Origin of the sequence: Edaphobacter sp. HDX4 (assembly GCF_036877565.1) — a bacterium.
GTDB lineage: Bacteria > Acidobacteriota > Terriglobia > Terriglobales > Acidobacteriaceae > Edaphobacter.
Map to the genome: position 1 here is coordinate 464,288 of NZ_JAEDXW010000001.1, position 19,024 is coordinate 483,311.

Below are 19,024 nucleotides of genomic sequence, written 5' to 3' on the forward strand. Positions count from 1 at the left end.
CAACTCGCGGCTCCGCGCCTCACCCGTCGCCCCTTATACTCTGCTTTCATATGGATCATCTCTGGACTCCCTGGCGCTACGCATATATAACCCGCAGCGATCCGCAGGCACGCACCGGCGTCCCGGCCGAACTCGCGGACTGGCCGGCCGCTGAAGACAAGCACTGCGTATTCTGCAACATGATCGCAGCCACGGACTACGCCATAGCCCGTGGCATGCCGGTTGACATCGCCGAACGCGCATCGCATATCCTCCACCGAGGGCAGCACTGTTTCCTCTGCCTGAATGCCTTTCCCTACGCTACTGGCCATGTCCTCATCCTGCCCTACTTTCATACCGACTCCCTCGCCGCAGCGCCTCCCGAAGCAGCTCACGAGATGATCGAGTTCGCCCAGACCACTGAGCGCGCCCTCCGCTCCATCTACCGTCCGGATGGAATCAACCTCGGCATGAATCTCGGTGAGGCTGCCGGAGCCGGTGTCGCCGGTCACATTCACATGCACGTCCTTCCTCGCTGGGTGGGCGATACCAACTTCATGACGGTTACAGCCGAGACTCGGGTGCTCCCCGAAGATCTCGATTCAACATGGAGGCGACTTCGGCAATTCCTGCAGGCTCATGCAACATCCTGGAGCGGAGCAGCATCGAACCCAAGGTAACCCCTGAAAAGTCTGGGTAAATCGCCATTCGAGGGGCACTCATGAATGTTCTGAAAAAAATCCCGCCATCTTCTGTTCGGCCCGGGTCTCCGATGCCGCCCTTGTCTGCGACACGCTCCCCCGAGCCCCGCGTCCGCTCCAGCGCTGCCGGAGCCAAACTCGTCAGCAGCCCGATGAACTGCACCCTGTCGCTCTTCCCTCACGAGTCGGAGGATGCGCGACTGACCGGTGAAACGCGTTCTCTCTTCCGCAGACTTCTTGCTCTCAACCTTCCTGTAGTGCGAGAGTTGGACGCCAAACCCTCCAGTAACAGCAGCTTCGGAAAGATTGCCTGACGCAACAACTTTCCCTGCGTTTCCAATTTTCACAAAAAGACCCTGCCACGGCAGGGTCTTTCTCTTCTCTCGAATCTTCTCCCTAGCCGAACCTGGGCTCCTGGATTGACGTACGGGACGAAGAGGCGGGCGTCTCTCTGTGCTCCTTCGATCTGGAAGGCCGAATGTGCGTAGCCTCAAAGCTCGTGATCTTCCACTCTCCTGAGGGCAGCTTCTGATAGATGCGCGTATAGCGATACTTGCCCTTCACCGGCATTCCTTCGCTCGTCCCCTCTACCTCGGCCTGGCAGGTCACAATCGCGACAGAATCGACAAGCTTCACCTTCATGTCATCCAGGTCAATCCGAGTAAGCATCAGCCGGTGACTCCGGATGCGATCCAGTTGCTGGGCCTTGGTGTTCACCTGGCCTGACATCGACACCCCGATAAAGTCGTCCGCCAACATTCGGTCCATCGTTACGATGTCTCCGGCCAGCTGCGCGGTGCGCCACTTCTCCTCGAGCGTCTCGACTTCTTTTTTGGCATCGTGCTTGCGATGTTTATCCTGCTGTTGCTGGGCCGAGGCACACGCCAGAAAACAGGTCAACAGAACCACCGCCATCAGAGCGGTGCGAGAGGGTAAATCGTGTCGAAATGGATTCCCGTGGACCATAAGCGTACCGGATAGTAGACCGATTCAGGTCTCTGAGTCAAAAGAACTTTGAGAAACACTCAACGTCCGCCTGCAGTATTCCGGCAGAGCTCTTAACAGACTGCTGTAAGGTTCTCCATCTGGCGATCGAGCATCTTCTGATACAGGCCGCCCACCGCATACTGTTGGAAGTGGGGGGTGTTTCGGTGATGCTCCACGGCGGCGGCATCCACATACTGTTCGTAGATCACCACAGTGGCAGAATCGCCCTCTACGAAATGAGGGATATAGCTGACGCATCCCGGCTCTTCCCGGGATGCCGCCGTCAGCCTGCGAAGAATCTCCGCAATCTCATCATGCGCGCTCGGTTCAAACCGCATCCGTACCGTGAAACTAATCATCGCTGAATCTACCCCTTCAGTGCCGCGTCGAACTCCGGCAGCGTCATCGTCTGATCGCGATCCGGGCCGGTCGAAACCATTCCGATCTTCGCACGAGATTCTTTTTCGAGGAAACGAAGGTAGTCCTGCGCCAGTTGCGGCAGCTTCTCCCACTCCGTAATCCCTTCCGTCGATGCCTTCCAGCCCTTCAACGTGGTGTAGATCGGCTCGATCGAATCGAACCCGCGCATATCCGCTGGAATCACATCCGTCACTTTGCCGTTGATCTTGTAGGCCGTGCAGACGGGAATCTCGTCCAGCGCGTCCATCACGTCCATCTTCGTCACAACCAACCACTCCGTCGAATTGACCATGTTGCTGTAACGGAGCAGCGGAAGATCCAGCCAGCCACAGCGCCGCGGGCGGCCGGTCACTGCACCGTACTCCTGGCCGCGCGCACGCAGAACATCGGCTGTATCGTCGAATATCTCCGTCGGAAACGGACCTTCTCCAACGCGTGTCACGTAGGCCTTGGTCACGCCGATGACGGTATCGATGCGCGTGGGTCCAACGCCGGTTCCGGTTATCGCGCCGCCTGCCGTCGCCGACGACGAGGTCACAAACGGATAGGTTCCATGATCGATGTCGAGCAACGCGCCCTGCGCTCCCTCGAACATCACGTTGCCGCCATTATCCAGCTCCTGGTTCAGCAGGACCGCGGTATCCGTCACAAAGGGAGCCACCTGTTCCGCCGCACGCGCGTACTCCTCATACATGGTCTTGGGGTCGAGGGGTGCCGTGCCAAAGAGTGCGTGTGCAATCGTATTCTTCTCGTGGCAGGCGTTCTCGATATGCGTCCGCAGAAGAGCCGGGTTGAGCAGATCGATCACGCGAAGACCGCTGCGGTGCATCTTGTCTTCGTAAGCAGGACCGATGCCCCGGCTGGTGGTTCCGATCTTCGTTCGCCCCGGGGCATTCTCCGCCGCCAGCTCAATCATGCGGTGATACGGGAGGATTACCTGAGCGCGATTGGACACGAAAAGCTGCTGGTCTACCGGCAAACCGGCATCCCGTAGTTTTTTGACCTCATTGAGGAAGGCCATGGGATCCAGCACGACGCCGTTGCCGATCACGCCCTTGCACTCCGGCCGCAGAACCCCGCAGGGAATCAGCTGGAGCACGAACTTGCGGCCGCCAATGATGACCGTATGGCCGGCGTTGTGGCCGCCTGCGTAACGCGCTACGACGGAGAACCTCTCCGACAACACGTCCACAATCTTGCCTTTGCCTTCATCGCCCCACTGGGCACCCAAAATGACCGCAGATCTCGCTTGACTCACGACGGATTCTCTTCTCCAAAGATGCTTCTTAGTCTGGCCAGCCCCGAAGGGCGGTGTCGGAATGGACGCAACGTACGCAGATGGCTCCGGGACGAAGACGCGCCTCATCCATCATATCGTGTTCGGTAAGATCACCTCATGCGCGTCGTCCTCACTGGAGCCACAGGTATGGTTGGGCAGGGCGTCCTACGGGAGTGCCTCCTCGATCCTGAGATCACCGAAGTCGTCGCTGTCGGTCGAACTCCCATCCCCCAGCAACATCCCAGACTGCGCCAGCTGACCGTCTCCGACCTCGCCAAACCGTCCCTTCGCCCAGAGGAACTAGCAGGTTTCGATGCCTGTTTTTTCTGCGCCGGGGTCTCGTCCTTTCGGATGCCCGAGGAGCAGTACACCCACCTGACCTATGAGCTTACCCTCTCCTTTGCTCGAGCCCTGCTTCCGTTCAACCCTGCCATGACCTTCCTCTACGTCTCGGGAGCCGGAACTGATTCGACGGAGAAGGGACGCGTCATGTGGGCTCGGGTCAAAGGCCGCACCGAGAACGCCCTGCTTCACCTCGGCTTCAAGGATGCCTACATGTTCCGCCCCGGATTCATCCAGCCGCTCCATGGAATCCGCTCGAAGACCCGCCTCTACCAGTTCTTTTACGATCTGCTAACCCCAGTCCTGCCTATCCTCACACGTCGCCTGAAGAACAGCATCGTTACGACGGAACAGCTGGGCCGGGCGATGATCGCGGTAGGGCGGACAGGGTATGCCCGGTACATTCTGGACCCGGCCGATATCAACTCATTCTGATCGGTAACCCTTGAGGGCGTAGTCATCGCCTCTATCGTTCTTGCATTGTTGATTTAAAACTTGAGTATGAGTTGAGACACCAACGCTGTCAGAGACGTATTCTTGCTGCACCTTTCCCATGCCCTCAAGACGACTCCTCTACGGAACCACCGCCTTCCTGTCTGCGTTTCTGCTTTTTCTCATCGAGCCGCTCGCTGCCAAGCAGATCCTTCCCATCCTGGGGGGCTCGTCTGCTGTATGGCTTACCTGCCTGGTCTTCTTCCAGACCACCCTTCTGGTGGGCTATCTTTACGCACATTGGCTTACCCGGGGTCGGCGCAATTCCGACCTCAGGTTTCAGCGGCGTACCCACCAGGCGATGCTTACCTTTGCCTGTGTCGCGCTGACCTTCGGTCTACTCTTCGGTCCGGGGCTCAGCAGCTCGACGCATCCCGTCGCCACGATCTTCTGGAGCCTGACCCGAACGATCGGACTTCCCTTCCTGATGCTCGCCTCTACCAGCCCGCTCCTGCAGTTGTGGCTGTCGCGCTCTGAAGCGGATACATCCGGGCGTCCGGCGCCGGTCTGGTTTCGCCTCTTCGCTCTCTCGAATGTGGGATCGCTGCTGGCGCTGCTGGCTTACCCTGCGCTGATCGAACCTCATCTCACTCTCAGACTTCAGCGGGCACTGTGGGCTTTGGGTTTCTGTCTCTTCGTCGTTCTCTCATGGTTCGTCATACGAAGCCAGAGCTCCTCCGCAACGGTGTTCGCACCTGAGGCAGACTCCGCATCGGAGCCGAGCCCGCGCCACCACCGCTGGCTCTGGTTTCTTCTCCCTATGGCTGCGGCGATGCAGCTCTCGGCGGTCACTGCCCACCTCACCATCAACATTGCGGCGATCCCTCTGCTCTGGGTTCTTCCCCTCGCGGTCTACCTGATCACGTTTATCCTGGCCTTCGATCGTCCGGCTTTCTACCGGCGCCCCATCGTTGTTCGGCTTCTCGTCGTCATGCTGGCGAGCCTCGGATATGCGATGACCAAGACCGACTTCTCGCTTCCGATCACCCTGACCATCCTCTTCTTCCTCATCGAGTGCTTCGTAGCCTGCCTCTTCTGCCACGGCGAAACCTACTCTCTGCGCCCGCAGCGAGCCTCCGAGTCCACCCTCTTCTATCTCCTGATCGCCGGCGGCGGAGCCACTGGAACCTTCCTCGTGGGGATTGCCTTTCCCCTGCTCTTTGATGGCAACTACGATCTGGCCATCGCCTTTTTTGTCACCGCTTTGGTGGCCCTGGCGGCAACGTGGCGCGACGGGTGGACGCAGCGCCTGCTCTGGGGCACAGCAACTGTCCTGCTCTTTAGCCTGACGTTTATGCTTCACCTCTACTTCACCCGAAACTCCCTGGCAGCGATGCGGGATTTCTATGGAAGCCTTCGCGTCACGCAGGGTTTCGCACCGGTGCAGCAGGCTCCCATGCGTACGCTGCTCCACGGAACCATCCAGCATGGGACCCAGATCTTCTCTCCGGAGCTTAGCCATCATCCCACCACCTACTATGCGGCTGACTCCGGGATCGGGCTGGCGCTCCGCTTCTGCTGCAACGATGCTACCCGGCCGCGGAAGATTGGCGTCATTGGTCTGGGCACAGGAACGCTCGCTGCTTTCGGGAAGGCCGGCGATCAGATCGAGTTCTACGAGATCGACCCACAGGTCGAACCCATAGCTCGTAATCTCTTCACCTATCTGCGTGACTCTCCCGCAAAGATCACGGTGGTACCCGGCGACGCGCGAACCTCCCTCGCGTCCGAACCTCCCCAGCGTTTCGACGTTCTGGCGATTGACGCCTTCTCCGGCGACGCGATACCGCTCCACCTGCTGACCGCGGAGGCCATTCAGCTCTATCTGCGCCATCTCGCGCCCGATGGAATCCTGGCCTTCCACGTCTCCAACCAGTACCTGGATCTCCCGCCTGAGCTTGCGCTGCTGGCAGAGAATGCACATCTGCAGTCGCGTAACGTTGTCACGGGATCGAACCAGGCCCGCGGTGAATTTCGTGCGGAGTGGGTCCTGATGACCGCTGATCCCGCATTCTTCGATAGAAACGAGATCGCCTCGCTCGCGGACCACATCCACCGAAGACCCCACCTGAGGCTTTGGACGGACGACTACTCAAGTCTCCTGCCGATCCTTCAGACCGGAGATCAATAAGTTCATTCTTACTTCGCTCAGCAATCTTCGCCCGGCGCGCACCCGCGGAAGTGTCATCCTGAGCGGAGCGGCAAAGCCGCGAAGTCGAAGGATCTGCGGTTCCAGGTATAGCCGTCAGCAGGGGCAACCGGAGATCCTTCGACGCCAATGGCGATGAGACTGCCCTTGGCTGCGCTCAGGATGACACTTTTAGGAAGGTAAACAGGCGTTCTGAATGAGAACTGCCCCGGACAGTCCGGCGGGCTACTTAACCATCGCCATTCCGTCGGCGTACTTCCCTGCTTCTATCGTCTTCACAACCTTGAGGGAGCCAAGATCGATTACCGAGATCTGATTGGAGGCGTTACAGGCAACATAGGCCTTGCGGCCATCGGAGCTCAACACGATCTCAGAAGGTGCATCGCCTACATCGATCGTTTTGGTGACCTTCATGGACTTCAGATCCACCACGGCAACCTGCTTTGCTCCCCGGAGTGTGACCAGCAGCGAGCGGCCATCTGGCGTCGTCGCCGTGCCATAGCCACTCGAAGGAAGCTCCACCCAGTTCTTGACCTTGTTAGTGGCCGTGTCAATGACCGCGAGCTGAGGCTTCTTCTGGTCGGCGGTGAAGACCATGCTGCCGTCGCGCGAGATGTTGATGCGTTGCGTATTGCCTGAGATAGGGATAATCGCGAGCGTCTTGCGGCCCACCATATCCAGCACAGAGACCGTTCCCGGTCCGACATTGGCAGTGTAGCCACGCTTGCCGTCCTTTGAGAGGACAAGCATGTGCGACTGCTCCTGGCCGGTCGGAACGGAGCCGACGATCTTCAGCGTTTTAGGGTCGATGATGCTGACGGTCTTATCCAGCTCCGTCGTCACGTACAGCATTCCGCTGTTTTTGTCGTAGATCGCGCAGTGCGGACGCACGCCATGACCGAAGTCGATCTTGTGAACGACCTTGCGGCTGCCCAAGTCGATCACGGAAATCTCCGTCCCGTCGGTCCCCGCACGCCCCACGCCAGCGTTTCCGTAGATGGGAACGAACGCCGTCTTGCCGTCGGGCGAGACCGCAAGCTCGTGCCCGGTGATTCCATCCACCGGGATGGTCGCCACAACCTTCGCCGAAGCCGTGTCGATCACGGAAAGATCGGCATCCTTTTGATTCGCCACCAGCAGCGTCTCGGAACGCGCTGCTCCAGTCGACGCGCAGATTGCAGCGCCGCACACTACCACCATCCAGATATTCGAGGTTTTCATAGCGCTGGCAAGTATAGAGAGCCGCCTGTAGCGCCGTCAGCCGAAAACTTCGCGGCCACAAAAAAAGAAGCCCGCAACCTATACTGGAGGCAGGCTATGCCCGAGCTTCCTGAAGTCGAAACCGTCGCAAACGGCGTCCATCAGCGTGTCCAGGGACAGACAATCCTCTCCGTCTGGACCAGCAACAAGCCACAGACCTTCAAGTCCCCTCCGAATGAGATCGCGGACGTTCTGACCGGCTCCCGCATCGAGCAGGTTCGTCGTGTCGGAAAGACGATCGTAGCCGACGTGACTCGGAACACCGCGGGAAAGCCGGACAAGAGGACCGTAGATGCGCAGTTCCTCATCCATCTCGGGATGACAGGCCGGCTCCTTGTCTCCACTCCGGATACCGAGGTTCCGCCCCACACTCACGCGATCCTCGCACTCAGCGGAGGCAAAGAGCTTCGGTTTGTCGATGCGCGGCGCTTCGGACGGCTCTCGGTTGTGACCGAGCCTTATACCGGTCCGGGCAGCGAGCCGCTCACCATCTCCAACGAAGACTTCATCGCCCTCTTCCGCAATCGCAAGACAGCCATCAAGGCCGCGCTTCTGAACCAGTCGCTGCTTCACGGCGTGGGCAACATCTACGCGGACGAAGCTCTCTTTCACGCCGGAATCCACCCCCGCCGTCAGGCCGGGCGACTTACCCGCAACGAGCTTACCCGTCTGCGCACAGCCTTGATCAAGGTACTCAAGCAAGCCATTAAACTCGGCGGGTCTTCCGTGTCCGACTACGTCGATGCGGAGGGAGTTGCGGGATTCTTCCAACTGCATCACCGTGTCTACTCAAGAACCGGCCAGCCCTGCCGCACATGTTCCACGCCGATTGAACGCATCGTCGTGGGAGGCCGAAGCACGCACTTCTGTCCCGAGTGCCAGAAGTAGACGGCAGCCGGAAGGGTGCGTTCCAAGCCAAGGAGAGCCATGAACAAGACAGCTTTGATTATCGGAGTATCCGGCATCGTCGGAGGCAACCTCGCGGATTATCTGCTTACCCAGGAGGACTGGACGGTATACGGCGTAGCGCGACGTCCCGGCAGCCGCACCGGGATGAACGCCCTTGCAGTCGACCTGCAGGATTCAGCCGCAGTGAACGCCACCTTGCAGAGCGTCAAGCCGACCCATATCTTCCTCTCAACGTGGCTACGACAGTCGACCGAAGCAGAGAACATTCGGGTAAACGCCGGGATGGTGCGCCATGTCCTGGACGCCGTCTCCGGGACGAAGACAGTCAAGCATGTCGCTCTGGTGACGGGACTGAAGCACTATCTCGGGCCGTTCGAGGCATACGGCAAAGGCAATCTCCCCGCTACACCCTTCCGTGAAGAGCAACCGCGGCTTGATCTCGAGAATTTTTATTATGCGCAGGAAGACGAGGTCTTCTCCGCTGCGGAGCGCGAGGGCTTCAGCTGGAGTATTCACCGCCCCCACACGATCATCGGCTACGCGGTCGGAAACGCGATGAACATGGGAACGACACTCGCCGTCTACGCCAGCATCTGTAAGGAGCTGGGAAAGCCGATCGAGTTCCCGGGTTCGTCGGTGCAGTGGAGAAGCCTGACCGACATGACCGACGCACACCTGCTGGCAAGACATCTGGTCTGGGCTGGCACCGCCCCGGCGGCGCGCAACCAGGCCTTCAACGTAGTCAACGGCGACGTCTTCCGCTGGAGCTGGATGTGGAAGCGCATCGCCGATTGGTTCGGCGTAGAGGCTGCGGAACTTCAAGGAGAGGGAGTTCCTCTGGAACGGCAACTCGCAGATGCTGAGCCGATCTGGAAAGCGATGTCCGCGAAGTATGGCTTGACGGAGACCAATCTGGACAAGCTCGTCTCTGCCTGGCATACCGATGCCGACCTCGGCCGGCCGATTGAGGTTGTGACCGATATGTCAAAGAGCCGGAAGCTTGGCTTCACCGACTACCAGCCGACCGATGAGAGCTTCTTCCAGCTCTTTGAAAGACTGAGAAAAGATCGCCTGATCCCTTAGATAAAGGGCGGGAGGTTCTTCTCTAAACGCCTGCCGCCTGCTCCGCGCTTACAGCCGAACCGATGATACGAGTCTCGGGATTTTCGTCCACGATCTCGAGCGAATACCCCTGCAGCGGACTCATCTTCACCATCTGCTGGGTATAGTCCTTCAGCATTGGCATATCCACAAAGCCGACGTAGGGCCCCGTAAGAAAAAACTTTCCCGGCCCGGCCATATGAACGGAGCTCGCCGTAGCCGCGGCCAATGCCTTGTGATACGTCTTCTTGAACTCCACACAGCGTGGCTCGCCCTTCTTCGCCCCCTCGAAGACCTCTTCGGGCTCCATGTCCAGGAAGCGCAGGCGCATGGAGCGATGGCCCATGACCCCTTCGAGGTGTCCGCGACCACCGCAGCCGCAATAGGACTCTTTTTCATCGAGCGTCACAATGGTGTGACCTCCCTCCCATACTCCGGGAGTGAAGGGATAGCGGCCAAAGCCGATGCCCATGCCAAGGGTCCATACCCGGATCATGCTGTCGAGCTTGCCATGCCGGGCTGCGAGTCCCGCAGCGACTCCGTCGGCGTCGTTGAGAATCGTGACCGGCGCTTGAATGCCATGTTCCTTGAGACGGGAGAGGATAAGGTCACGCAGCCGCGCACCCTTCAGCTGCGGAAGATTCGGAGCCTCTTCGATTACGCCGTTCTTTACCAGTCCCGGTACCGCGACACCGACGGCATCAAGCTTGCTGTTTCCCTGGGCAACTGCAAATACCTGTTTGCAGATAGTCTGTACCAGCTCTTCGGTCGGCATTTCGACCAGCGCGCTGTATTCGTCGTCGCCCTCCGGGAAGCGTCGAATCTCTCCGACCAGCCTGTGATCCACCACAAATCCCGTAAAGACCTGCTCCGATAACGTAACGCCAACTGACTTCGCCATTGCTTCCTCTGTCTTGTGTCTGACTCTCGTCCAGAAACCGCGTCTCAGTCAAACTTGCTTACGCGATTCAATCCGTTGAAAGCCGCCACTTTATAACATTCCGCCAGAGTTGGGTAGTTGAAGACTGTATCCACAAAATATTCGATGGTTCCACCCAGCGCCATCACCGCCTGGCCAATGTGGAGCAGCTCGCTCGCGCCCTCACCGATGATGTGCACTCCGAGAATGGAATGGTTCTCACGGTTGAAGATCAGCTTCAGCCTTCCCGTCGTATCGCCGCGAATCTGGCCACGCGCAATCTCACGGTAGTACGCCACGCCTACCTCGTAGGGAACATCCTCTTCCGTCAGCTGCTCTTCGGTCTTCCCGATAAAGCTGATCTCCGGAATCGTGTAGATGCCGTAGGGATAGAAGCTCGGATTGGAGACGATCGACTCGTCGCCGAAGGCGCGCGCCGCTCCAATGCGGCCCTGCTCCATCGAAACCGAGGCCAGGGAAGGAAAGCCGATGACATCGCCCACGGCAAAGATGTGCGGATTCTTGGTGCGGTAGTCCTTATCGACCGGAATGCGGCCGCGCTTGTCCGCCTCAACTCCCACTGCCGCCAGATTCAGCTCGTCAACATTGCCCTGGCGGCCGACCGCATACAGCAGAGCGTCGCCCTGGACCTTCTTCTTACTCTCGAGATTGGCGACCACACCGCCGTCCGGCAGCTCTTCGACCGACTCCACCTCTTCGTTCAGACGCATCGTCACGCGGGCATCGCGGAGATGGTAGCTCAGCGCTTCGACGATCTCCTGATCGGCAAACTCCAGAAGCCTGGGCCTGCGTTCAATCAGAGTTACGCGTACGCCAAGCGCGGCGAACATGCAGGTGTACTCCACGCCGATAACGCCACCACCGACTACGATCATGGTCTTGGGCAGGTTCTTCAGCTCCAGCACCTGGTCGCTGTTGATGATAGTGGTTCCGTTGATCGGAACCTTCGGAGAGCTCGCCGGCTTCGTTCCTGTCGCAATCAGCGTGCTCTTGGTCTCATAGACGGTCGAGCCGCGCGAGTTCGTCACCTTTACATGGGTCGGATCTTCAAAGCTCGCCACCCCCAGCAGCATCTCGACGTTATTGCGTGACAGCTGGGCTTCGGTGACGTCAATCTCGGTCTTGATGACATGCTGAACCCGAAAGGCAAGGTCCGCCATCGTAATCCGTTCCTTGACCCGGTAGTTCATGCCATAGATGGACTTATAGTTGTAACCCGACAGATGCAGAACGGCCTCGCGCATCGTCTTCGATGGGATGGTCCCGGTGTTGATGGAGACTCCACCGACTACCTCGCGCATCTCGACCAGGGCGACCTTCTTATTCAGCTTGGCGGCATAGATTGCCGCACGCTGTCCAGCGGGGCCGGACCCGATAACGATCAGATCGTACACACTACCCATAAACTCCAGACTCTTTGCGGCACCACTTGCCGCCAGTTCCAGTTAGCGAAATAGCCCCTCTTCAGCCGCTTTGCGGCGATGGACGCAAAACTCCCGTCCCTTGAGACCAGTCTCTTCCTGTGTGCCTTTCAACTCTCAGCGTTACTGCTCTCCGGCACAGTCTTCAGAACACACTCGTTGCCTCAAAACTACCACACGACCCCTTCGCGAGTTACCGTTGACGTACTCTCTCGAGCCTAGCCACGCTTCCAAATCTCTCCTGCTAATAAACTTATCGACGTGCTCCGCTACGCCATTACCGACCGCACACTCTTTCCCGGCGATGAGTCCCAGCAACAGGCGAAACTCGTCGAACAGGCCAGACTCTGGGCTCGAAGTGGCGTCGATCTCATCCAGTTGCGCGAGAAAGATCTTGCCCCCGCCGATCTCGTGGAGCCGACGAAGAGAATGCTTGTGGCCATCGCAGAAGAGGCCTCAGCGACCCGGCTTATCCTCAATGGATCACTGGCGATTGCCGCTGAGGTGCAGGCCCATGGAGTCCACCTCTCCACGCACTCTCCTCTGCGGCCCTACGATGTCCGGCGCCGCTATGAGAAGTTCCACCTGCCATCGCCGGTCGTCACCGTCTCCTGTCACACGCTGGCTGAGGTGCAGATCGCGCGCCGCAATCATGCCGATGCAATTCTCTTCGCGCCGGTCTTCGGCAAGACCGTACGCGGTGAGATCGTCACCCCGCCGGCAGGCCTGGACGTACTCCATCAGGCCTGCCTCGCCGCCGCGCCCGTTCCTGTCTACGCCCTTGGCGGCGTCACAGCAGAAAATGCCCCGCAGTGCCTCGCCGCGGGAGCAGCCGGGATAGCTGGAATCAGATTATTTCTCGGTTATACCTGCCCCGTTGCATAGCGACGCATCTCTCTTCGCTGAAATCACTCTCCTGCACCAGTGAGAGTCCGATCGCACTCAGATCATTCCAAACCACTATCATCAGCACATGGCCCAGCCGCGAGCCGCAAAACATCGCCCCACTCCCCTCCACTGGACCGAAACCCTACCCGGCTGGGTGTGGCTTCTTGTCATTGCTGGCTGGACGTTGCTGCTCTATGGCCGCGTTCTGCAGGCGCCCTTCGTCTACGATGATCTCGATCAGATCGTCCGCAACACCAGCCTCGCCTCCTGGCACACCGTCTTCACGCGCTTCGTGGCCGCGCCCGTCGCCTTCACCTCCGAGCTCCGAGCTGCCAGCGCCGGCTCGTCCTATCGCCCTCTCTACTGGCTCTCTCTTGCCATCGATCGTCATCTTTGGGGACTCAGCCCCGCGGGATTCCACTTCACCAGCCTCGTTCTGCACGCTCTGAACGGAATCCTTCTTGTACGCCTGCTTCGCCGCCTGCGCCTCTCTTCCATCGTCGCTGCAGCGATCGCGCTTCTCTGGATCAGCCTGCCCATCAACTCGGAGGCCGTCGCCTGGGTCAGCGCTCGCGCCTATCCTCTCTGCCTCTTCTTCCTTCTGCTTGGCCTTCTTTGCTCACTGCACTTTCTCGAAACCCGTAAGCCTCACCATCTGGTCGCAGCGTCTGTATGTGCCCTCGCCTCCCTGCTCTCACACGAGTCCGGCATCCTCATTCTTCCGTTCACCGCTCTTGCAATCCTTCTGTACTCCCGCGGCGATACAACCCCGCCCCGTCGTAGCTTCGCAATCATCATTCTCGGTGTAGATCTCGCGGCCATCGCTCTCTTCTTCGCCATCCGCTTCGCCGTCGGTGCGCACGGAGCCTCCGGTCCCGCCTCTCCTTTCGCATTTGCCTCGGAGTTATGGAAGTACATCGGCTGGACGCTTCTGCCCATCCACATGAGCGTTGAGCGCTCTACCTCGATGCCCGCCAACGCGCTATCAGTGCCCGCGATACTCGCCTGGGTGACACTGCTCATGCTGACGGCGCTCCTTGTGTGGATAAGCAGACACCGCCCAGTCAGCGCGTTCGGCCTTGCATGGCTTCTTGTGGCTCTCGTCCCCTTCTGCGGACTCATCTTCCTCTATCAGGGCATGGCCGAGCGATTTGCCTACATCGCCTCCGTCGGTGCAGCCATCGCGATCGTTGCGGCCATCACATACACGAAGCCGCCCGCGCGAAACATCGTCATCGCCGCCGCTGCCCTCTGGGCGGTGTGGGGAATCACCCGCCTGGAGAGTCGACTCTCTGATTGGAACTCGCCCGCTGCTCTCTACAGCAGCTCGCTTGAGGCCACTCCCTCAAGCCCGACCCTCTACTTCAATCTCGGCTTCACCCTCCGTGAAGATGGAAAGCTCACAGAAGCCGTGCAAGCCTACCAGAACGCCATCCGCCTCAATCCTCACTACCAGCGCGCCTACTCCAGCCTGGGCGAGACCTACGCCCGCCTGGGTCAACTTGACGATGCGCAGGCGGCATATAGCCGCGCGCTCGATCTGGATACGAAAGACGCTGGAACAACTCTCAATCTCGCAGTCGTCCTCAATCAGTCCGGACACAGGGAAGAGGCGGAGACCGAGTTCCGACGCGCCATCGCTCTGTCTCCGAACGACTCCGCCGCCTATACCGACCTTGGCGTGCTGCTCTATCAGCAGGGACACACCGATCAGGCTGCAGCGATGTTCCAGAGCGCAATCGATCATCGCTCCACGGACCCAACGCCTTACTTCAATCTCGCCATTCTCTACCAGCAGTCAGGCCATCCCGACCGCGCGCTCGCCCTCTATCGCAAGGTTCTCGAGCTGCGTCCAAACGATCCGGATACTCTGGCCAACATCCAGCGGCTGCAGGCCAATCCCGGAAGCAGCCGCTGATTGCGCGCTCTCGAGCATCAGAAGAATTTCTCATCTGCCGAGGGCCCATAGAGCGCCGGAACCGCAGCCTGTAGCAGCCGCAGATAGACCGTCAGCTGCCCACGGTGATGGGCCCAGTGCATCAGCATTCCCTGCTGGATGTTGATGTATCGAGGCTCATCGGTAACCAGATACCCCGCGGCCTTCAGCTTCCAGTTAGTAAGCAGATGTTCGTCCGTGGTCGACGTGAGGGCCGCGAGCGACTTCTTCATGCTGTCGTCGAAGATCGCCAGCAGATCCGCAGTGGTCTTCCACTCCGCAGGTTTAGACTTGTTTTCACCCACGGGAGCAAAGTCCAGCTCATCCTGCTCGATCATCCAAGCAATCCAGTTCGGCATCGACGCCACCAGCGAGGCAAGATACCCGAGCTTCATCGACTTCTCATGAGGTACCCAGTCGTTGTGCCCTTCAGGCACGCGCTCCAGCATCTTGCGCGTTCCGGCCTCTTCACGCTTCAGTGTTTCCAGGAAAAGATCCTTCATTGCGACACTCATCGAGTGAGTCCTCCATTTCGTATCTCAAATTGCCGGAATCCATCTTCGCATTCATTCGAGAAGCTGTCGTCGCACCCATGCCTCACAGTGCGGACCTCCGGAGATCTCCCCCGGGATCGCCTAGGCCATCTGGCACTTTCAGACAAGAACCCTGCTTCTCTGACACAAATCGGAGCGAGTTCTATCGTCCCCAACTCACAGCAAAGGCTTTTTGTAACAGCATCTTTATCCCGCCGAATAGCGGGACCCTCATTCTCTTGTTATCTTTAGAGGAACGGAGGGCTCGTCATCAGGAAAACCCCTCTTTATCTCCGTCGCGCGCTCTCCCTGCTATGCCTTCTGTACTCCGCGCGTGCGGTACTTGCCTGCAATACTCTCCAGACAAGCCAGCCACTCTGGATCCGCCTCTCTGCGCCGGTCTCTACGTACACTGCGAATCCAGGCGATCCCATACATGCCATCCTCACCCGGGATGTGGTCTGCGGTAACGATGTCCTTCTTCCGGTGGGTTCCTCTATCGAAGGCGTGGTCCGCAGCAAACGCAAAGTCGGATTTGGCATAAGGCATGAGACCGCCGCTCTCGAGCTTGAATTTCATCGCGCCGTCACCACCTCGGGCACGAGCGTACCGATCGACGCTAAAGTGGCCGAGGTTGAGAATGCTCGTGAGTCGGTCCGCAATGGAGTCATTCAGGGGATTCGCAGCTCCGATACCTTCCAGGGGAGCATCAGCAGCCGGCTTATCCATCTGCCTACGTGGAATCCATACTCCGACCCTGTGCTGATTGCGTTCAAAGCTGTCTTCCCCATCTTCCCCGAGCCAGAGATCTACTATCGCGCCGGAACCGATATCCGCCTGGAGACGACGACGGCGTTCTCACTCCCCGACAGAGCCATCTCCGATGAGCTCGTGCCGCAGAACACCGCACCTACCGAAGAGCTCGACCATCTCGTCAGCCAGCTTCCCGCCAGAGTCGTGACCAGAAAAGATGTCGATGCCGACATGATCAACCTCGTCTTCATCGGTTCCGCATCGATGGTTCGCTCCGCATTCCTCAGTGCCGGATGGAGAAACTCCGATCCCGTCTCCCGTCGCTCTGTCATGAAGAATCTCTACGCCCTTCTGAACAACAACGGATATGCGCAGCAGCCCATGAGGACCTTCTACCTCGATGGCAGACCCGAAGATATGAACTGGCAGAAGAGTCTCAACAGCTATGATCGGCGCGACCACCTTCGCATCTGGAGCTGGCAGCCGACAGGCTCGCCCGATCCCGTCTGGATCAGCTCTTCCACTCGCGATACCGGCGCAGTGCTTGCGGTGAAACAAAAAGGCTTCATCCACCACATCGCCTCAGACATCGACCAGGAACGCTCAGCCGTCATTCGCGACCTAAGCTTCGCCGGATGCGTTGAATCGGTCCACTACGTCTCCCGCTCCGACTTCCCCGTCTCGGTGCAGAACGCTACGGGCGACGTAATGCATACCGACAACTTCGTCGGCGTCGTCAATCTCAAAGACTGCAACCCCACCGTACCCCAGCCTGCCGGCGGACCGGAACAACGCAACTACAGGCCTGGCAACCACCTCTTCCGCTTCGCTCGACGGCAGATCCTCACCTTCCGCAACGATATCTTCCGCGCCAATATCATCTATGGATCGTACGAAGGCACACGAATGGCGATCACCGCCCTCCGTCATCCCAATCTCCCTGCTCCCGTGGAAACGGCCTCGCAGTATGCTCCTGCGCACGAGGCCTTCACCAGTCTCTCTCCCGAACAGACGGGCTCGCAGAAACCTCTCCGCAAGCCTCTCCAGCTCCGCACGATTCACTAGATCGGGCGGACGCCGGCAGCGCTCATGGTCAGTCGACTCCCTGAACGCCAGCTCCGGCACTCTCGAGAGTACGACCCTGCCCAATGCCGGGTTCGCCACCAGTGAACTAGCTCTTTACCACCGGTGCTCCGTCGAAGTGGAAGACCTCCGGAATCTCCAGCCAGCGCTTGCCCTCAGCTGCAGCCGACACCGGCTCCTGCATGGGATCCATGATCGACCACCAGCGCTGCGTCTCCGGATCGGCAGCCATGCGCTGCATGTCCGCCTCATAATCCTCGCCGTGGTACTCGAAGTAAGCCACCAGCAGCGAGTCATAGAGGAAGATCGAATAGTTGCGAATGTTGCAGGCTTCGATCGTGGCCAGAACCGTCGGCCAGACTTTCTCGTGGTACCGGATGTACTCTTCTCGGAACTGAGGCAACAGCTGAATAACTTGTGAGTAGCGTCGCATATCTCTCTCTATTTTTACTTGTCCGCTGGAGTAGATGTGGGAGCCGGCGCATACTTTGCAGCCAGCTCAGGAGTGGACTCAAGATCAGCAGCCCCGGGAGCAGCCTTCTCCACCTCGACGGCGAAGACATAGCTCGCGCCGAACATGTTCGAGGTAAAGAAGATCAGCTTGCTGTCCGGTGAAAAGCGCACATTCGGCTCAAGCCTGTAGTTGTGGTGCGCCATGTTCACCAGCTTCTCACGATGAAAGACACCCGGCTTCCAGAAAGTGGGCTCGTTCAGGCTGTCATCGTTCTTGCGCCACTCCGGATGAAACAGGTTGATCCACTCGCCGTTCTGCGAGTGCGCCACCTGGCCCGGATCTCCACCATCTCCACAAAACAGCGTCGCGCCCTGGTTGACGTTGAAGTGTATCGACCACTCATCGCGCTGCAGATGATAGGCGACGCGCTTATTCGTCGAGATATCGAAGCCGGCCAGCCAGAAGTCCTCGCCCTTGGGAAACTGCCAGTCGTACCAGACCGTCTGACCATCCTGCCCCCAGAACTCGTGGCCAGCAATCTCCATCAGCATCGTGCGCTTGTGCCGCAGCTCGTTGTGGGTTCCATCCGTCCGGATCGTCCAGATGCGGTCCACCTTATGCCACGGCCCTTCATGGCAGTACATCAGCAGCGTGGGATCGACTGGAGAAAACAGCAGATGCCCGATCCAGTCCGTCGAGTGAAACAGCTGCTTCACCTTGCCCGTATTCAGATCGACCGTAAACAGCACCACCGGGATGCGCGTAGCCAGACGGCGCTCCATCATCGCGCCCTTACCCTCCGGCTGAACCAGCGGACCGGGTCGCGCCGCACCCCGTCCATACTCCTGCTGCGCTCCTGCCTCCGTCTCCGTGTACACACCGGCGCCCAGCGTCTCATCTGCATTGACCGTCGAGATCGTTGCACGCGGAGGAAGCGTTGCCAGCTTCGTAACCTTCCCGGAGATCAGGTCCGCCTTGAAGATCGTCTGCAGATGCGTCGCCGCATCCATGCGCGAGAAGAACACGCTGTTCGTCTTCCGGCCCACGACGATGGCGTGATTGCCGTCCCGCATACGCTCCTGCGGCGAAGCACTCTCTGCGCTCCCGGGATTCGGCACCAGCAGCCGCGTCTTCCGCGTGGCCAGCTCCATCGTGTGGATTCCATCCGGAGCCGTATAAACCATGATGCTGCCGTCGGGCGAGTAAGCATTCACGTTGAAGTAAAAGCCCGAAGACCCCGGCTCGTCCGTGACACGAAAGACACGATGGCCCGTGTCGCGATCCACCCACGTCTTCGGAGGAGCCGTCGCCGTCTGCGCAACGGCAAACGCTCCACTCAACAAAACTGCGGCTACCCCCGAAACTGAAAAAATCCGCATCATCCGCCCCTCTCCTAT

General features: G+C 59.2%; 19 protein-coding genes. 9 read left to right on the plus strand and 10 right to left on the minus strand.

The features are described from left to right. Nucleotides 1-50 precede the first annotated feature (50 nt). Together JAO29_RS01970 and JAO29_RS01975 are read left to right on the plus strand one after the other, a co-directional pair. Entirely contained in the window at nt 51-659 is a 609-nt protein-coding gene (locus tag JAO29_RS01970) for an HIT family protein (protein ID WP_334266489.1), read from the plus strand. 41 nt (nt 660-700) lie between these two features. Beyond that, entirely contained in the window at nt 701-994 is a 294-nt protein-coding gene (locus tag JAO29_RS01975) for a hypothetical protein (RefSeq protein WP_334266490.1), read from the plus strand. A gap of 82 nt (nt 995-1,076) precedes the next feature. Here JAO29_RS01975 and JAO29_RS01980 read toward each other — a convergent pair whose 3' ends face one another. The 3 genes from JAO29_RS01980 to JAO29_RS01990 form a co-directional block, all read right to left on the minus strand. Then, nucleotides 1,077-1,589, minus strand: coding sequence for a nuclear transport factor 2 family protein (locus JAO29_RS01980; protein WP_334266604.1), 513 nt, complete (start codon nt 1,587-1,589; stop codon nt 1,077-1,079). A gap of 149 nt (nt 1,590-1,738) precedes the next feature. Further along, on the minus strand, nt 1,739-2,026 hold the full coding sequence (locus JAO29_RS01985) for a putative quinol monooxygenase (RefSeq protein ID WP_334266491.1): 288 nt from the start codon (nt 2,024-2,026) through the stop codon (nt 1,739-1,741). A gap of 8 nt (nt 2,027-2,034) precedes the next feature. Next, nucleotides 2,035-3,345, minus strand: coding sequence for an adenylosuccinate synthase (locus JAO29_RS01990; RefSeq protein ID WP_334266492.1), 1,311 nt, complete (start codon nt 3,343-3,345; stop codon nt 2,035-2,037). 138 nt (nt 3,346-3,483) lie between these two features. Here JAO29_RS01990 and JAO29_RS01995 point away from each other — a divergent pair, with 138 nt between their 5' ends. Together JAO29_RS01995 and JAO29_RS02000 are read left to right on the plus strand one after the other, a co-directional pair. After that, nucleotides 3,484-4,143 carry an NAD-dependent epimerase/dehydratase family protein gene (locus JAO29_RS01995; RefSeq protein WP_334266493.1) on the plus strand — a complete coding sequence of 220 codons (660 nt, stop codon included), beginning with the start codon at nt 3,484-3,486 and terminating at the stop codon, nt 4,141-4,143. Nucleotides 4,144-4,261: 118 nt separating this feature from the next. Continuing rightward, nucleotides 4,262-6,331 (plus strand): fused MFS/spermidine synthase, encoded by a 2,070-nt coding sequence (locus JAO29_RS02000; protein WP_334266494.1) that lies wholly within the window; start codon nt 4,262-4,264, stop codon nt 6,329-6,331. Nucleotides 6,332-6,574: 243 nt separating this feature from the next. Here JAO29_RS02000 and JAO29_RS02005 read toward each other — a convergent pair whose 3' ends face one another. Beyond that, entirely contained in the window at nt 6,575-7,570 is a 996-nt protein-coding gene (locus JAO29_RS02005) for a YVTN family beta-propeller repeat protein (RefSeq protein WP_334266495.1), read from the minus strand. A 96-nt stretch (nt 7,571-7,666) separates the two neighbouring features. Between JAO29_RS02005 and mutM the strand changes: the two genes are divergently transcribed. Beyond that, nucleotides 7,667-8,497, plus strand: coding sequence for a bifunctional DNA-formamidopyrimidine glycosylase/DNA-(apurinic or apyrimidinic site) lyase (gene mutM / locus JAO29_RS02010; RefSeq protein WP_334266496.1), 831 nt, complete (start codon nt 7,667-7,669; stop codon nt 8,495-8,497). 39 nt (nt 8,498-8,536) lie between these two features. Beyond that, nucleotides 8,537-9,601 (plus strand): SDR family oxidoreductase, encoded by a 1,065-nt coding sequence (locus JAO29_RS02015; RefSeq protein ID WP_334266497.1) that lies wholly within the window; start codon nt 8,537-8,539, stop codon nt 9,599-9,601. A 22-nt stretch (nt 9,602-9,623) separates the two neighbouring features. On the opposite strand, the gene JAO29_RS02020 is transcribed toward JAO29_RS02015, so the two are convergent. Then, nucleotides 9,624-10,520 carry an ROK family protein gene (locus tag JAO29_RS02020; protein ID WP_334266498.1) on the minus strand — a complete coding sequence of 299 codons (897 nt, stop codon included), beginning with the start codon at nt 10,518-10,520 and terminating at the stop codon, nt 9,624-9,626. Nucleotides 10,521-10,564: 44 nt separating this feature from the next. Then, on the minus strand, nt 10,565-11,962 hold the full coding sequence (gene sthA / locus JAO29_RS02025; RefSeq protein WP_334266499.1) for a Si-specific NAD(P)(+) transhydrogenase: 1,398 nt from the start codon (nt 11,960-11,962) through the stop codon (nt 10,565-10,567). A 279-nt stretch (nt 11,963-12,241) separates the two neighbouring features. On the opposite strand from sthA, the gene JAO29_RS02030 reads away from it, so the two are divergent. Beyond that, complete coding sequence (locus JAO29_RS02030) at nt 12,242-12,865, plus strand: thiamine phosphate synthase (RefSeq protein ID WP_334266500.1); 624 nt, start codon at nt 12,242-12,244, stop codon at nt 12,863-12,865. 88 nt (nt 12,866-12,953) lie between these two features. Further along, nucleotides 12,954-14,786, plus strand: coding sequence for a tetratricopeptide repeat protein (locus JAO29_RS02035; protein ID WP_334266501.1), 1,833 nt, complete (start codon nt 12,954-12,956; stop codon nt 14,784-14,786). Between the two features lie 17 nt (nt 14,787-14,803). Here JAO29_RS02035 and JAO29_RS02040 read toward each other — a convergent pair whose 3' ends face one another. Together JAO29_RS02040 and JAO29_RS02045 are read right to left on the minus strand one after the other, a co-directional pair. Further along, entirely contained in the window at nt 14,804-15,319 is a 516-nt protein-coding gene (locus JAO29_RS02040) for a DinB family protein (protein WP_334266502.1), read from the minus strand. Nucleotides 15,320-15,649: 330 nt separating this feature from the next. Next, on the minus strand, nt 15,650-15,916 hold the full coding sequence (locus tag JAO29_RS02045) for a hypothetical protein (RefSeq protein ID WP_334266503.1): 267 nt from the start codon (nt 15,914-15,916) through the stop codon (nt 15,650-15,652). 45 nt (nt 15,917-15,961) lie between these two features. On the opposite strand from JAO29_RS02045, the gene JAO29_RS02050 reads away from it, so the two are divergent. Then, a complete protein-coding gene (locus tag JAO29_RS02050) occupies nt 15,962-17,155 on the plus strand; it encodes an LssY C-terminal domain-containing protein (RefSeq protein WP_334266504.1) in 1,194 nt (397 codons plus the stop codon). Between the two features lie 106 nt (nt 17,156-17,261). Here the strand turns inward: JAO29_RS02050 and JAO29_RS02055 are convergent, their stop codons facing one another. Together JAO29_RS02055 and JAO29_RS02060 are read right to left on the minus strand one after the other, a co-directional pair. Continuing rightward, complete coding sequence (locus JAO29_RS02055) at nt 17,262-17,606, minus strand: L-rhamnose mutarotase (protein WP_334266505.1); 345 nt, start codon at nt 17,604-17,606, stop codon at nt 17,262-17,264. A 14-nt stretch (nt 17,607-17,620) separates the two neighbouring features. Next, nucleotides 17,621-19,009 carry an oligogalacturonate lyase family protein gene (locus JAO29_RS02060; RefSeq protein ID WP_334266506.1) on the minus strand — a complete coding sequence of 463 codons (1,389 nt, stop codon included), beginning with the start codon at nt 19,007-19,009 and terminating at the stop codon, nt 17,621-17,623. Between the last annotated feature and the right edge of the window lie 15 nt (nt 19,010-19,024).